A 15265-nucleotide genomic window follows, 5' to 3' on the forward strand; every position below is an offset into this window, starting at 1 on the left:
GAAAATTGTTATATGAACGAATATGGATGCTATACGATGTAACTTCAACTCTATATAAACTAACCCACATACTATACGAGGTAACTCTGTTTCTATACGAACTAACCCCCGTCTTATACGTGCAACTGCTCATACTCACTTCGCTGTTGGCTACAACCCAAAATATACAGCTTTTCAAACAAAAAAAGCCCCTGAAATTCAGGAGCTCACTCTAAATGCATGAGTAAATTAGTTGTCTTTTAGCAATTCCTCATCAATATAAGCCTCTGTCTGCCTTAATTCTTGCAAAGCTTCTTCAATGTTCGCTTCTGCTACTTCAAACTCAAGAATATGTGTGAACTGTTCACGGTTATCTTTGAACACAAGGCTTTTCAACCGATCGACGCTACCTCCTACAGCAGCTGTACTCCCTGCGGCCGTTCCTGCTCCTGTTCCTGAATGAATGGCTGGAATAAGAACTAACCGCCCGTTACTTTCCTGTTCAGGTACTTTGTCTATGATTTGGTTTGTTGTGTTTACTTTTGCTAATTTTGCTGAAGCTCGTTCAGCGTCATTTTCATTTTTAAAAAAAGCTTGGATTCTTTTTGTCACCTTAAGCACATCCTTTCTTTTTTTACCATTTACCCTTCCTTCCTAAAATAAAACAAACAGCAGGATACAACAAAAGAGATCACCCTCAACTGTGTGGGTGATCTCTTAAGCATCCTCATTGGTTCTCTTATAAGTCTTCAAGATTAGCTATAACTTCATCGCTATTTTCACCGACCAAATAATCGGTCTCTGTAATCATAGCTCCTGAATCAGGGTTGACAGCCGTATATCCACGGAAAATATATCCTTCTTCCTCATCATAGAAACCTAATTCTGTGGCAAAATGTAACTCCATATCCGATAGCAATTCAAAATCAAAACCTTGAATTTGTTGAAGCATGCCGTGACTTTGAGAATCACTCGGGCTTACACCATAAACGGTATATCCCATTTGCTCAATTTCTTCTACATATGAATTCAGCTCAACTAGCTGAGAAATACAAAGTCCTCAGTCTACGCCTGTGAAATATAAGTAAAGTGCTTTTTCGTCTTCATTAAAGACTTCTCTATGTTCACCATTCGTATTAACAAGGGTTATATCATAATCGTCATGATTGTAGTCTGCTGAATCTTCATTGGAAGAACATGCGCCGAGAACGACAATCATTGACACCCCTAAAAAGAAAACAGATATGAATTTTTTCACTTGATAATTCCTCCTCAACCGTACTAGCATATAGCTTATCATTTATTTCTCCATTTCGAAAGAAAGTTGCTGAAAAGAGAAATGACACTAGCCCCTACTGAACGAGGAATAGTGTCATTATTGAAACATTTTATAAGATACACTTTTTTTTGACTAGCCATTTAGTTTTCGTGGTCGAAAGTCTTGCTTGAATTGAAGCCTTAGGCCGTCTTTTGCTGTTTGTGCTGTTTTTCCTTCTCGATCTTTTTAATATCTAATTGAAGGAAAATCGAGACGAAGAAAGCGACTAAAATCAGGCCTGTGAACACGTAGAAAACAGGAATATAGCTTTCTGTTCTCTCTCTGATCTGAGAGACTAGCAGAGGCCCTAAAATTCCTCCCAATGACCAAGTAGTTAAGAGGTAACCATGAATGGCACCAAGCTGTTTCGTTCCAAACAAATCACCAATGAATGCAGGTAAGTTTGAAAATCCCCCACCATAACAACTGACGACGATAAACACGAGTGCCTGGAACAGTAGGACATTTGTGATACTTGGCATGGTTATAAATGCGATCAATTGAAGGACGAAGAATGTAATGAATACTGTTGGCCGACCAACATAATCGGATATTGCTGCCCAACCAAGCCTGCCCCCTCCGTTAAAGATCCCCATAATTCCTACCATCGTAGCTGCACCAGCTGCGGATAAGCCAACCACTTCTTGAGCCATTGGGGAGGCAACGGAAATCATCATAATTCCGGCGGTAACGTTAATAAGCATCATACACCATAACATCCAAAATCGACTTGTTTTCACCGCTTCTCTAGCTGTTAATTGTGATAAATCTTTCTTTACTACCTTTTTCCCAGAAGCAATATCTTTCTCCATCCCTTCTGGCATCCAGCCCTCAGGAGGAGGTGCGATATAAGAAGCACCTATGACCATCAGGATAAAGTAACTAATCCCTAAAATATAAAAGGTCATGGATATACCAATGGTCCCCATTAAATTGGCTGCAATAGGTGCAGTAATAAGGGCTCCAGTACCAAAGCCTAACACAGCCATGCCCGTTGCCAGCCCTCTACGGTCAGGGAACCATTTCACTAAGGTGGAAACAGGTGCGATGTAGCCGATGCCCATGCCTAACCCACTTGCAAGACCGTATGTAAGTAGAAAAAGGAGCAATGAATCAACTGCCACGGCAACACCCGCTCCAGCTTGCCCTAGCCCAAACAGAATCGCTGCGAGGATCGCCGATTTTCTTGGTCCGTTTTTCTCAACGAACGGACCGAAGAATGCTGCGGCGATCCCTGCCAGTGCCATCATAATTGTAAAGGACAACGTAATCCCTGTCGTAGACCAGCCCAGAGTGTCGCGAATAGGGTTCGTATAGACACTGTATGCGTAAGCAGCACCAATAGAAAGATGAATAGCGATCGCTGATAAGGCTATGAGCCACCTGTTTTTAGTTACCTTCATACCGTTTCCTCCCTCGGTTATCATAAGGTCTTAGCTTATTACTCGAACGTGCAACAAGGTCATGGTCTTAATAAGGTTTTAACATTTTAGCCTCTTTTGAAGAAGCTCAAAATATTTAACGAAGAACTGCAACTTACTTTTCCATCGTAGACAAATCACCTGTTGGCAAATCAAGCTCCCATGCTTTTAACACTCTTCTCATGATCTTTCCGCTTCTCGTTTTCGGCAAGGTATCTTTAAATTCAATTTCCCTAGGTGCCGCGTGGGCAGATAATCCTTTTTTCACAAAATTACGGATTTCTTCTTGAAGCTCGTCGCTATATTCATACCCGTCTCTTAAAGCAATAAAGGCTTTGATAATTTCCCCTCTAACGGGATCCGGTTTACCGATCACTCCAGCCTCGGCCACAGCAGGATGTTCGACGAGTTTGCTCTCAATTTCAAAAGGTCCCACTCGCTCACCAGCGGTCATGATCACATCGTCTACACGCCCTTGGAACCAGAAGTATCCATCTTCATCCATGTAAGCAGAGTCTCCAGATACATACCAATCCCCAGCAAGGAAATACGACTGAAATTTTTCTGGACGGTTCCAGATGGCTCTCATCATCGATGGCCAGCCTTTTTTAATGGCGAGATTCCCCATTCGATTAGGCGGAAGAACATTTCCTTGGTCATCGACAATGGCGGCTTCAGTTCCTGGGATCGGTTTCCCCATGGACCCCGGTTTGATTTCCATCGAAGGGAAATTACAAATCAGTTGTGCTCCCGTTTCTGTCATCCACCATGTATCATGAATTCGCAAGTCCAACGCTTGCATTCCCCACCGGATCACTTCGGGATTTAACGGCTCACCAACACTCAACACATGTCTTAAAGAAGTTAAGTTGTATTTTTGAAGAATTTTATCTCCATAACTCATCAACATCCTGAAGGCTGTCGGTGCGCTATACCAAACGGATACTTGATAATCTTCGAGAGTTTGGTACCAATCTTCTGGACTAAAACGCCCTCCTCGAATCACATTTGACACACCTGCTAGCCATGGTGCAAAAATCCCGTAAGACGTTCCTGTTACCCAGCCCGGATCTGCTGTACACCAATACACATCATCATCTTTTAAATCAAGCACCCATTTAGCAGATTGATAATGTTGAATCATAGCATTATGAACGTGTAAAACTCCTTTTGGTTTACCAGTTGAACCAGATGTATAATGAAGGATCATTCCATCTTCACGATCTACCCATTCCATATCCAACGTTTTGCTTGCCCGTTCAAATTGCCTGTGAAAATCTATGGTTTGATCATCTTCTTTTACATCATTCCCAACGATCACTACTTTTTCAAGCTCTGGAAGTTCATCCACCGGAACACGACCAAGCAGTTCAGGTGTGGTGACAAGCACTTTGGATCCACTATCCTCTAAGCGATCCTTTACGGCTCCTTCCATAAAAGCTTCAAATAACGGTCCTACAATTCCCCCTAACTTAATTGTTCCTAGTAGCAAAAAATAGAGTTCAGGAGAACGAGGCATGAAAATAAATACGCGATCGCCTTTTACAACCCCTATATCTTTTAATACATTTCCTGCCTGGTTGGAGTAATCTCTCATTTCTTTAAACGTATATTCTTCTTTTCTGTCTTGATCTGAATAATATAAAGCAACTTTATTCCCTTTGTCAGACTCAGCATGCCGATCAATCGCTTCGTGAGCCATGTTTACCCGCCCTGTGTTTGACCAGGAAAATTCTTTCTCTACTTCTGACCATTGATATGAGTCGTAAACCTCATCATAATTTCCTAAGTTGTGATTTGCATTCGTTGAAGAAAGTGTTTTTGACATCATTTTTAATAGCCTCCTTGGCTGAATAGTCTTTTAGTGAATTACATCAGTTAATTAAAGCGCTTACATTTCACTCGAAAATAAAAAGGACACATCTCGATTGAAAGAGAATCCCATTTGTTCCTGTGTTAAAGCAACTTCTTACTGTTAGCAATATTGTTATGTTATTAATTCTATAGAAGAAACATTATTATGTCATAATAAATTGACAGAGCCTAATATTTGCAGATAGAATGTAAATAATTAAGACTAATCAAAAAATTCATAATAATTCGTTTTTGAAAAGGATGAGAAATGTTGGATAATAATCATTTTCGTCAATTTTCTACGTTCATTGAAGATTGGGTTCCTAAAGAGGCTTCCATTGCTATTGCGGATGAAGATAAATATGTCACGTATATACCAGGTAGCCATGACATTCAAATCAATCAAGGACAACCCATTCCTTCTGGGAGTATAACTGAGCGAGTTTATGCACAGAAGTGCAGAGTAGAGTCTTTGGTAGATAAATCAGTGTTTGGGGTTCCGTATTATGGAGTCGGCTACCCCCTTGAATACAAAGAAGTAGGAATTAACGGTGCATTAACCGTGATTTTACCACCTGAATACTATTCTTCTCCCGTATCTTTTATTGTTGGCCGAAAAGACGACCTTTGGATCCCCATCGCCGTTGACCAAATCATTTATATGGAAAGTCACCAAAAGAAAACTCACATCATTACAGAGGAAGACTGCTTCCAGTCTAAATATCCTCTGAAGACGCTAGAGCATCGTTTATCAAATTCGTTTATTCGAATCCATCGATCTTATATCGTTAATATTTCTTATATGAAACAAATTTCCCGTGATGTAGCGTCTAACTTGGAAATTACACTAAGTAAACCAGAAGGCACGACACTATCCATTAGCCAAAGTTATGTTCAGAAGGTCAGGGATACGTTGGGGTTTTAAGTCATGTGTGTCGCTACTGAAAAAAATTCTAAAAAACAGCATCTTTTGTCATTACGATCCGTCTATACTTAAGAGCATTTATATCACAGGAATACTAGAGGTGATTTTATAGAGCCCCTCAAATGATATAAAAGCATTAAGTCTAGGAGGATGATTATGATTATGACAAAAAAGAAAGAATACTTCGTCGGTGGAGCTATCCTGTTAGTAGCAATCACTGTTTCAGGTTTTCCTTATAATTCGGAGATTGAACCAGGTGGCGACATTCAAGTCGTTATGAGCGAAGAAGAGAACAATGATGAAGCCTCAGAACTTTTGAACTTTCATTAATAGAAGAAAAGAGAACGGAGCCAATCGAAGAAGAATTTCCTGAAGATATGACTGAGAGTGAGGTGCGTGAATCGATTCATAAAATGTCTCACCAAAAAATACGGGCAGATGAAAAATGGGGAGCGCTACTTATGACACAAGAACGAATTGAGCGATTAATCGTAGTGGTCAACTCAAATGAGTACAACACAGTGACATATACCTCGATATTCTTGAAAGATGGGAAGAGGGCGATTTTTCCCAAGCCGATGACGATCACAATGCCATTTGGCGACTACAAGGTGGTACAAAAGGCTATGCAGAAGGTTTGTTAACTGAAGAAGAAGAGAAGCAGTACATCGAAAACACTTTCGACGTGATAACTGAATAATCCATGGCATCCATTTATTTGGATGCTATTTTTATATCCATAAGACTTATAAGATATTATTGTCATCCTAATGTTGCCTCCCTTGTCTGCCCCCCCCCTTTGCTAGAAGAAATGATTTCTTTTTATCTGGCGGTATCTGATATTATGGATACATGGCGATCTATGAGCTTTTGGTCATATTTTGCTAAAACTAGCCGGTCCAATAATACTTTGGCGGAAGCCTCTATATAATAGACAACTGGCATATATGATACGCCTATAAAAAGAAGGGGAAATCTCATGAAAATAGTTAAAATTAGTGCACTCGTTATTGGAATCCTTATCATTTTTCTTCTGGGCGGTTTCTGGATCTGGTCCGAGATGACCTATGAAGCATCAGATGAATTGTATAATATCTTGGACAAGGAAGACATTGTCCGGGAGGATGGGGTACGCTTTTTGCCTGACAGTCCGAATGGAACCGGGATTATCATTTATCCAGGGGCGAAGGTTGAGCCTGAGGCATACAGTTATATTGGCGTTTCTCTAGCAGATAAAGGCTATACCGTACTGGTTCCTGAGGTGCGTTTTAACCTTGCTTTTTTCGAAATCAGCAAAGCTGAGTCTATTATAGAGGAATTTGAAGCCATTGATACGTGGGTAATTGGTGGACATTCATTGGGTGGTGTCGCAGCGGCCACCTATGCCTATGACTCGGATGTTGACGGTGTATTCTTCTTTGCCTCTTATCCGCAAGGAAGAAATGACTTTTCAGGACGTAGTCTTCCTATGTTATCCATTTATGCTGATCGTGACGGATTAACCACGTTAGAGGATATTGACGACACTTCAACTCTCTTATCAGACGAAGCGACTTTTTATAAAATCGAAGGAGGAAACCATGCCCAGTTTGGTGTTTACGGAGAGCAGCAAGGAGACATGGACGCGACCATAAGCATTTTGGAACAGCAGAACGAAATTGTTAACACGATGCTAAATTGGTTGGATGAGGTAAAGTAGAAATTGAACTTTTTTTGGAGACGAGCATAAAAAAGGACAGAAAAGTATCATTCTTCTTTTCTGTCCTTTTTTGATTCAAATAAATAATGCATCATCATTCAATACAACTTTTTTATGAATCTATCGTACGTCCACTATATGATTTAACAAAATCTTCATACGCCTGTTTATTCCCAGTTGTTTCAGATATTCTCTGAAGGGAGTTATAAAACTTCTCTTCATTATATGAGAGCGAAAAGGGAGCACTATAACCTTTAGCTACTAAAAGGGAAAACTCCCATAAATCCTTATGGTATTCCGTTCCTATTACGTCTACTAATAAGCTTAGCGTTGCAAGAATGTCATTCGTAATTACTGGGTCTTCATTCGCATAAATCGTAAGGTGGGAAAAAGTTGAATTCAAATAATATTCAAAGGATTCTTTTTTTATGATCACTCGTAAGGTATTATCTTTATCCGTCAGATAAGGAGTAAAATTCGTAATTTTTGAGATGGATAATAGGAGATCTCCCAATTGATAAATGGCATTACTCGCCGAATTGGGGTCATTATTTCCTATAGATTTAATGGCAATTTCCTTTAACTTATTAACACCAAATTCAATATCTTGAACTTCTGTTTTTTTCATTCCAATGAAAATCCTTCTTTTAATCGGATCTTCATCTACCTCTTTTCCCACTCTTTTCCAATAAGTGATTAATTCGGTTCCTTCTAATACATATTCTCCAACTCTTTTTTCGAAACGCATTAACAAATCTTCTTCCTTTGCATAGGCAATTAACCGCTTATAGTCTACGATCTGCAAAAAGCCAGAAGTTTTAGCACGGACTTTATGCCCTTCTTCTTCATTTACTTCTATCTCTGCGCTGTTTGGTTCCCTTGTACGATAACGCTCTAAGTCTTCCACTAACGTCGTTAGGATATGTTTGGTCGACTCCATCTTCATATTTTGCATAATCGTAGGAACCTGCATCCATTTAACCGCATGATTAATAAAATAGACAAAGGTCGCTAACGCACCAAACATGAATAAGATCGTTAATATCGGGAAAGTAAAATAGACAGAAATCACTGATTCATCAATAATGAAAAATGAGAACAAGATAAAAACGAATACCAAATTAAATATCCCAATACAGTGCTGTGTTCGTTTATCGGAAATAAACGTGCTGAGCATTCTCGGAGTAAATTGACCGGAAAAATTCGTCAATACTACTAGAATTGAGTTTAAAGTAAAAGCGTTAAGAGTAATGATTCCAGCAATAAGTGTACCAATAATTTGTTGCGTCAAGTCATAATCTACTTGAAAAAACGAAGTGACTTCTTCTCCAATAAACATCCGCATATCAAGCCAATAAGCGACACCAGTTAAAATAAATCCTATTAGACCATATAGTAAACAGATAAATATTAAATTTGAACGGACTTCATATCTTAGTTGATGCGTCGAAAGGCTTCGGTACTTCAGCAATGACCTGGGAAGCCATTTTGAAATCTTCATATAAAACCTCCATTTAATAAGTAAAACCATTCAGAAAGGATGATATTTTTTCTTTAATAAATGTTCCTATGTGGATAATAGCAAAGTCAAATCATGAGTAGGCCTAAATTTACTGCCACGCATAAACGCCGCTACCGGCCTTCACTTACTCCTCCATTCACAGTTAGAAATACTTGAATCCTTATACCCTTCACCTAGAAATTAAAACAAATACTATTATTGTATTAGCACTTCAAAGTTAAATCTTGCGGTGACCTTTAATCCAGCTATAACAAAAGCCGGACTTGAGAAAATTCTTCAAGTCCGGCTTTTTAACATGACGTTAAAGGTGGCATCATTCGCCAACTGACATACAAGTCCTTTTAGTTATTCGCTTTTTCCCAATCAGTAGCAAATTTTTCCATACCTTGATCAGTTAGTGGGTGCTTAGAAAGTTGCTCAATTACACTATAAGGAACCGTCGAAATATGAGCACCTTCCAGAGCCACACGGGTTATATGATCTGGGTGACGAACAGAAGCTGCAATAATTTGTGATTCTAAATTTTGAACACGGAATAATTCAGCAATCTTGCTTACTAATTGTACGCCATCTTCAGAAATATCATCTAAACGCCCTAAAAATGGTGAAACATATGTGGCACCTGCACGGGCAGCCAAGAGGGCTTGGTTTACAGTGAAAATAAGTGTAACATTCGTTTTAACACCTTTGTCTGCAAGATAACGGCAAGCCTCTAAACCAGCTAATGTCATTGGAAGTTTAATTGTAACTTTCTCATCCCCACCGTTAATATTAATAAGTTCTTCAGCTTGAGCGATCATTTCATCAGCTGTTATCGCATCTGGAGTTACTTCAGCCGATACGGATTCTACATGTGGAACTGCTTGGCAGATTTCTTCAATACGTTCTTCGAATTTCACACCTTCTTTAGCTACTAAAGATGGATTGGTTGTGACACCTCCTAAAATACCAATTCTATATGCTTTTTTGATCTCCTCAAGATTTGCAGTATCAATAAAAAATTTCATAGTCTCCTCCATTATTTTATATTTTTTCAATTATCAAACTTAAAACTGATTTTATAAACTGTGTATAGATTTTATTAACCCTCTTACTTTAGACACGACATTATCTACGGTAAAACCGTATTCTTTCAATACTTTGGATTCTGCACCTGAAGCACCGAAACGATTAATACCTAACACATCCCCGTGGTCTCCTACATAACGTTCCCATCCTAAAGATGATCCCATTTCAATTGCTAATCGAGCCTTTACATTAGATGGAAGAACTGATTCTTGGTAATCCTTTGATTGGGATTCAAATCGATCCCATGATGGAAAACTAATGACGGATACAGGGATATTTTCCTTAGCCAATTCACGCTGTGCTTTTAAAGCTAACTGCACTTCCGAACCCGTTGCCAACAACAGTGCTTGTGGTACATCAGTTTCTGATTTAGAAACCACATATGCCCCTTTTCTCACACCATCATATGCATGTTCCTTTGTTCCAGTTATTGTCGGAAGATTCTGACGAGACAAGATCAAAGCTGTCGGAGTTTTGGTAGATTCCACTGCAAGTTGCCATGCCGCTACCGTTTCATTTCCATCTGCCGGACGAATCACGCTAATATTCGGTAATGCTCTTAAGGAAGCAAGTTGTTCAATCGGTTGGTGAGTTGGCCCGTCTTCACCTACCGCAACACTGTCATGTGTAAAAACATAGGTTACTGGCAAGTTCATTAAAGCAGCTAAACGAATTGCAGGACGAAGGTAGTCAGAGAATACAAAAAATGTACCGCCGAAAACCTTAATACCGCCATGAAGTGCCATTCCATTTAATGCCGCTCCCATCGCAAACTCACGTACACCAAACCAAATGTTACGTGCTGCATAATTAGTTGCAAAAAAGTCACCAGCATCTTTAATCGTTGTTTTGTTTGAACCTGCTAAATCAGCTGACCCACCAAAAAATTGAGGGACTGCATTTGCAATAGCATTTATAGACTCACCTGAAGATGCGCGTGATGCTAGGCTTGTTCCTGTTTCATATGAGGGCAACTGATCTGCCCATTTTTCAGGAAGTTCATTATTAATCGTATCTTCAAGCTGTTTTGCCAAATCGGGATATTCTTTTTTATAAGCAGAAAATAATTGATTCCACTCTTCTTCTATCTGATGACCTGCTTCCATTACTTCAGACTGGAAGTGGCTATATACTTCTTCAGGAACAAAAAAATCTTCTTCGTATGGCCACTTATAAACTTCCTTTGTTAATTTTATTTCCTCTTTTCCTAGTGGTGCACCGTGTACATTAGATGTACCTGAAAGGTTGGGTGATCCATAACCAATCATTGTTTTTACTTCAATTAATGTTGGGTGATCTCGTTCATTCTTTGCTTCTTCTAACGCTTCATTAATTTCAACTAAATTATTTCCGTCTTCTACACGAATAACTTGCCATCCGTAGGCTTTAAAACGACTTTCTACACTCTCGGAGAAGGAACGGTTCAGGTCACCATCGAGCGAGATATCGTTTGAATCATATAATACGACTAACCCTCCCAGTTTCAAATGCCCTGCTAATGATGCAGCTTCAGCAGATACACCTTCCATTAAATCTCCATCTCCACAAATGCTATAGGTAAAATGGTTAACCAGTTCGTAACCTTCTTTATTATAAGTTGCGGCAAGATGACGTTCGGCCATTGCCATCCCAACTGCCATGGCAATTCCTTGTCCTAGAGGACCGGTAGTTGCTTCTACACCTGGTGTATGGCCAAATTCGGGATGGCCTGGTGTTTTACTATCCCATTGACGAAAGTTTTTAAGGTCTTCCATTGTCAGTTCATAGCCTGATAAATGTAACAGACTGTACAATAACATCGAACCATGCCCTGCTGATAACACAAATCGGTCTCTATTGAACCATGTTGGATTGTTAGGATTATGATTCATGTGCTTGGCCCATAATTCATAAGCCATAGGAGCCGCTCCCATAGGTAAACCAGGATGGCCCGAGTTGGCCTTTTCAATAGCATCAATTGATAGTGTACGAATCGTATTGATCGATAACTGATCAATAGGTTTTATTTCAGTCTGCATATCCATCCCACCAAATCTCTAATTTTGCTTAATTACTAACACTTATCTTTAAGTTCCTTTTTCTGCTGCGCCAAAATAAATGGTAAAAGGGAAACATGAAAAATTCCCCTTTTTACCTGCATTTTAAATAATTGAGTTCAGATATATTAACTCCCTGAACACGACTATAGTTATCTCTCTTTCAACTCATCTAATAATTCTTCAAGTTTTGGATCTCCAATATAATTCTCGATAGTGATAATCTCATAATCTGCAAAAGACATTTTTGTTCTGTCTAACAGATTTTTGTGAACGACAATAATGTCTGAATCTTTAGGGACATCTTCAATTCTATAGTGTTTGACTTCGATATCTTCAATGTTCGCTTTTTGAAGTTTTTTTCTAAAGGTTGTAGCACCTAACGCACTACTGCCAGCACCAGCATCACAAGCAAAAGAAATTTTGTTAATTGCTTTTTTGTCAGCTGCATCAGTAGAAGGATTAAAAATGTCTTTTCCTTCTGATTTCATAGTTTTAGATTTTTCGATAGACTCGGTTAAACCATCTTCATCATCTGATTTTTTGTCTAATTTCAAGATTATAGAAGTAACAATAAATGAAACGACGGTCGCCACAATGACACCTAAAACAATTCCCGTAAAGCTTCCCCTAGGAGTTAATGCTAAATATGCGAATATCGAACCTGGGCTAGGACCGGCAACAAGACCCGCATCGAAAAGTTGGATAGTGGCTATACCTGACATACCACCAGCAATCATACCGATTATTGTAAGTGGTTTCATTAAAACGTAAGGAAAATATAATTCATGGATACCACCAAAGAAATGGATAATAATCGCACCAGGTGCAGTCCTTCTAGCAATTTTGTTGCCAAAGAAAGTATAAGCTAAAAGCAACCCTAAACCTGGCCCTGGATTAGACGCTACAGTGAAATAAATAGATTTACCCGCTTCAAGCGTTTGTTGCATACCTAGAGGATAATAGATCCCTTGGTCAATGACGTTATTCAAAAACAATACTTTAGCTGGTTCATTAATAAGAGATAACAACGGTAAGAAACCTGTAGCAACTAACGCTTCAATCGCCACTGTAACAGATTGGTTAGCAGCTTGAATGACTGGACCTATTACTGTATAAGAAAGAAGTAATAAAAAGAATCCTAAAATACCGATAGAGAAATTGTTAATAACCATTTCAAATCCAGCAGGAATTTTCTTCTCTATCAATTTATCAAACCGTTTTATAATCCAACCACCTAAAGGTCCAATAATCATCGCACCTAGGAACATTGGAATATCGGAGCCAATAATTAAACCTATTGCACCTATCGACCCCATTACAGCTCCTCTTTGACCACCAACCATTCGCCCACCTGTGTAAGCTAAGAGTAATGGTAATAAGTAAGTGATAGTTGGGCCAACCAATTCTGCCAAATGCTCATTCGGAAGCCAACCCGTTTCAATAAATAGTGCAGTAAGGAGCCCCCACGCTATAAAAGCTCCTATGTTAGGAAGCACCATGTTTGTCAAGAAGCCGCCGAATGCTTGAACTTTGGCACGGATAGACGATTTTGGTTTAGACGTTTCTGTCATTTCATTTTCAGTTGACATACATTTCCACCCTTTCATTAATAGGTAAGATTAAAAAGTAAAATGAAATAAGAGCCATAAATTAAAGTGACATATTACCTGAACCCAGAAATGAACAAGAAGAAGATCCCCATTTTATTAGAAACTTAATGAAGATTACTCAGCAGTCTTAATTATGCTAAGTATTTCATCCTTACTTTTAGCGTTCTCTAAGCTTTTCTTTATATCTTCATCAGCCAATACAGCAGACAAATCTGAAATTAGATCAAGGTGCCCATCACTATCAGTTGCTGCCAAAACCATCACAATATTGACTTCTTTATCCTCTGGATAAAAAACTGGATTTTCCAGCTTCAATAGAGAAACACCATTCTTATTTACGCCACCATTATTTTGGGCATGTGGCATAGCGAATCCAGGTACAATGACAATATAGGGACCAAATTTATGGACGTTACTAATCATGTCCTCGATATAACTTTCATCAATGTTTCCGTTATTTAACAATGGTTCAGCAGCTACCTTAATAGACTCCTCCCAAGTTGCAACTGAATCCATCAGCTCGATTGTATCTTCCAAATAATGACCTAACATATTTTCATCCCTTTCTTTCAATAATCGTTTAATAATGTCATTAAACCTTTATCCTTTTGCTTTTGCAGGTTGTCAAAATGATCTTTTATAGAATTTAATAATCTTATATCAGTTATCTTAGTAACGTGTTTAATTGCCTCTTCCAGTCCATGCTCTTGGATCAAGTTTTGCAATGCGACTGATTCGTCATCATCAGGATTATCAAATAAGAACCCAGCAGCAACAGCTGCAGTAAGGTGTTTGATTGGTAAGTTCAACTCGAATAATTCTGTTGTTGGCTTAACTAATCTTTCATTGTGTCCAAGTTTTCTAAGAGGGGATCTTCCAACTCGATAAATATTGTCACTAATATTTTTGTTTTTAAATCGAATGATTATTTTTTCGATATAATTATCCATCTCTTCTTGTTTAACATTAAATTTTTGAATAAAGTACTGAGCTGATTCTTTCATTGTTTCTCTGACGAACTGTTCAATTTCGTGATTATCTAATGCACTTTGAATTGTCGGCTTATTGAAAAGGTATGCAATATAAGCAGTGGTTGCATGTCCCATGTTAACCATATATAGTTTCCTCTCTATAAATGGTTTTAATTCCTCCACATATGTGGCACCTGTAATAGATGGAAGCTCTTCATTTATCATTTCTTTCTGATTTATTAACCACTCATAAAAGGGTTCTACTAACGCAATTTCATCTTTTTCAGTTTCCTTTGATAAAGCAAGACGGTCTATTGAAGAATTTGGAAAACTGACAAAAGTCAAAATTTTCTCCATATCTTCAGGTGAAACTTGCTTTTCTATTTCTGCTTTTAAGGTTGAAGAAGCATTAATGGCATTTTCGTTGGCAATAATATCAAGCTTGTGTTCATTCCATTTGATCCGCTCTAAAAGCCCCTTTGAGATGACACCTGCAATACGAGAGAGGTTACTAACCCCAATGGAGGTTGTAATCAAATTAGCGCTTTCAATTTTTCTAATGACATCTTCTTCTTGAGTTGAAACATTTAGTGCTGAAACTGGGGAAACAACTTCAACTGTATGGGCATCATCTAACGTTTCAACAAGATACCTATTGTTAGAATTAAATTTATCAATAGCTTCTTGATTAACATCAACAAAACAAAGTTCGTAACCTGTTTTATTTAACAAATAACCGATAAATCCCTTTCCAATGTTCCCCGCACCAAAATGCAATGCATGCATCCTGTCTCCTCCTTTCTACAAACCACTGAACAATGTATAATAGTCGCCATTTATTCGCAAAAATTCCGACATT

Annotated in this window: 15 protein-coding genes and 1 pseudogene; 5 read left to right on the forward strand and 11 right to left on the reverse strand. The window is 38.5% G+C overall.

The window, feature by feature from the left end:
• Positions 1-228: 228 nt before the first annotated feature.
• The 5 genes from CR194_RS12125 to acsA form a co-directional block, all read right to left on the reverse strand.
• Positions 229-591, reverse strand: coding sequence for a hypothetical protein (locus CR194_RS12125; RefSeq protein ID WP_110609902.1), 363 nt, complete (start codon positions 589-591; stop codon positions 229-231).
• Positions 592-718: 127 nt separating this feature from the next.
• Positions 719-1030, reverse strand: coding sequence for a redoxin domain-containing protein (locus tag CR194_RS12130; RefSeq protein ID WP_110609903.1), 312 nt, complete (start codon positions 1028-1030; stop codon positions 719-721).
• Positions 1031-1039: 9 nt separating this feature from the next.
• Positions 1040-1237, reverse strand: a complete 198-nt coding sequence (locus tag CR194_RS12135) for a hypothetical protein (protein WP_110609904.1) — start codon at positions 1235-1237, stop codon at positions 1040-1042.
• 200 nt (positions 1238-1437) lie between these two features.
• The gene (locus CR194_RS12140) at positions 1438-2700 is read right to left on the reverse strand and encodes an L-lactate MFS transporter (protein WP_110609905.1); all 1263 of its coding nucleotides are present in this window, start codon (positions 2698-2700) and stop codon (positions 1438-1440) included.
• A gap of 133 nt (positions 2701-2833) precedes the next feature.
• Entirely contained in the window at positions 2834-4549 is a 1716-nt protein-coding gene (gene acsA, locus CR194_RS12145; protein WP_110609906.1) for an acetate--CoA ligase, read from the reverse strand.
• Between the two features lie 294 nt (positions 4550-4843).
• Between acsA and CR194_RS12150 the strand changes: the two genes are divergently transcribed.
• The 5 genes and pseudogenes from CR194_RS12150 to CR194_RS12160 all read left to right on the forward strand — a co-directional run bounded on the left by CR194_RS12150 (position 4844) and on the right by CR194_RS12160 (position 7196).
• Positions 4844-5497, forward strand: a complete 654-nt coding sequence (locus CR194_RS12150) for a LytTR family DNA-binding domain-containing protein (RefSeq protein ID WP_158282252.1) — start codon at positions 4844-4846, stop codon at positions 5495-5497.
• A gap of 156 nt (positions 5498-5653) precedes the next feature.
• Positions 5654-5827, forward strand: a complete 174-nt coding sequence (locus CR194_RS20285) for a hypothetical protein (protein WP_158282253.1) — start codon at positions 5654-5656, stop codon at positions 5825-5827.
• Positions 5828-5910: 83 nt separating this feature from the next.
• Positions 5911-5958, forward strand: a pseudogene (locus tag CR194_RS20870) (hypothetical protein); the annotation flags it as partial.
• A 77-nt stretch (positions 5959-6035) separates the two neighbouring features.
• Positions 6036-6197, forward strand: coding sequence for a DUF6241 domain-containing protein (locus CR194_RS20875; RefSeq protein WP_408640759.1), 162 nt, complete (start codon positions 6036-6038; stop codon positions 6195-6197).
• Between the two features lie 279 nt (positions 6198-6476).
• Positions 6477-7196 carry an alpha/beta hydrolase gene (locus tag CR194_RS12160; RefSeq protein ID WP_110609909.1) on the forward strand — a complete coding sequence of 240 codons (720 nt, stop codon included), beginning with the start codon at positions 6477-6479 and terminating at the stop codon, positions 7194-7196.
• Positions 7197-7308: 112 nt separating this feature from the next.
• Here CR194_RS12160 and CR194_RS12165 read toward each other — a convergent pair whose 3' ends face one another.
• The 6 genes from CR194_RS12165 to CR194_RS12190 all read right to left on the reverse strand — a co-directional run bounded on the left by CR194_RS12165 (position 7309) and on the right by CR194_RS12190 (position 15192).
• Positions 7309-8697 carry a DUF2254 domain-containing protein gene (locus CR194_RS12165; protein WP_110609910.1) on the reverse strand — a complete coding sequence of 463 codons (1389 nt, stop codon included), beginning with the start codon at positions 8695-8697 and terminating at the stop codon, positions 7309-7311.
• A 362-nt stretch (positions 8698-9059) separates the two neighbouring features.
• Positions 9060-9725, reverse strand: coding sequence for a fructose-6-phosphate aldolase (gene fsa / locus CR194_RS12170; protein ID WP_110609911.1), 666 nt, complete (start codon positions 9723-9725; stop codon positions 9060-9062).
• Between the two features lie 51 nt (positions 9726-9776).
• Positions 9777-11804 carry a transketolase gene (tkt, locus tag CR194_RS12175; protein WP_110609912.1) on the reverse strand — a complete coding sequence of 676 codons (2028 nt, stop codon included), beginning with the start codon at positions 11802-11804 and terminating at the stop codon, positions 9777-9779.
• Positions 11805-11974: 170 nt separating this feature from the next.
• On the reverse strand, positions 11975-13414 hold the full coding sequence (locus tag CR194_RS12180) for a PTS mannitol transporter subunit IICB (protein ID WP_269845716.1): 1440 nt from the start codon (positions 13412-13414) through the stop codon (positions 11975-11977).
• A gap of 135 nt (positions 13415-13549) precedes the next feature.
• Positions 13550-14008, reverse strand: a complete 459-nt coding sequence (locus CR194_RS12185; protein ID WP_233254334.1) for a PTS sugar transporter subunit IIA — start codon at positions 14006-14008, stop codon at positions 13550-13552.
• On the reverse strand, positions 14005-15192 hold the full coding sequence (locus CR194_RS12190; protein WP_110609914.1) for a mannitol-1-phosphate 5-dehydrogenase: 1188 nt from the start codon (positions 15190-15192) through the stop codon (positions 14005-14007). Before CR194_RS12190 ends, CR194_RS12185 begins: the two co-directional genes overlap by 4 nt.
• Positions 15193-15265: the final 73 nt, after the last annotated feature.

Origin of the sequence: Salipaludibacillus keqinensis (assembly GCF_003226325.1) — a bacterium.
GTDB lineage: Bacteria > Bacillota > Bacilli > Bacillales > Salisediminibacteriaceae > Salipaludibacillus > Salipaludibacillus keqinensis.

Bases quoted from the DNA above. Each gene is read 5' to 3' on its own strand.
- CR194_RS12140 (WP_110609905.1), bottom strand. From the start codon at position 2,700: ATGAAGGTAACTAAAAACAGGTGGCTCATAGCCTTATCAGCGATCGCT.
- acsA (WP_110609906.1), bottom strand. From the start codon at position 4,549: ATGATGTCAAAAACACTTTCTTCAACGAATGCAAATCACAACTTAGGA.
- CR194_RS20285 (WP_158282253.1), top strand. From the start codon at position 5,654: ATGATTATGACAAAAAAGAAAGAATACTTCGTCGGTGGAGCTATCCTG.
- CR194_RS12160 (WP_110609909.1), top strand. From the start codon at position 6,477: ATGAAAATAGTTAAAATTAGTGCACTCGTTATTGGAATCCTTATCATT.
- CR194_RS12165 (WP_110609910.1), bottom strand. From the start codon at position 8,697: ATGAAGATTTCAAAATGGCTTCCCAGGTCATTGCTGAAGTACCGAAGC.
- fsa (WP_110609911.1), bottom strand. From the start codon at position 9,725: ATGAAATTTTTTATTGATACTGCAAATCTTGAGGAGATCAAAAAAGCA.
- tkt (WP_110609912.1), bottom strand. From the start codon at position 11,804: ATGCAGACTGAAATAAAACCTATTGATCAGTTATCGATCAATACGATT.
- CR194_RS12180 (WP_269845716.1), bottom strand. From the start codon at position 13,414: ATGTCAACTGAAAATGAAATGACAGAAACGTCTAAACCAAAATCGTCT.
- CR194_RS12190 (WP_110609914.1), bottom strand. From the start codon at position 15,192: ATGCATGCATTGCATTTTGGTGCGGGGAACATTGGAAAGGGATTTATC.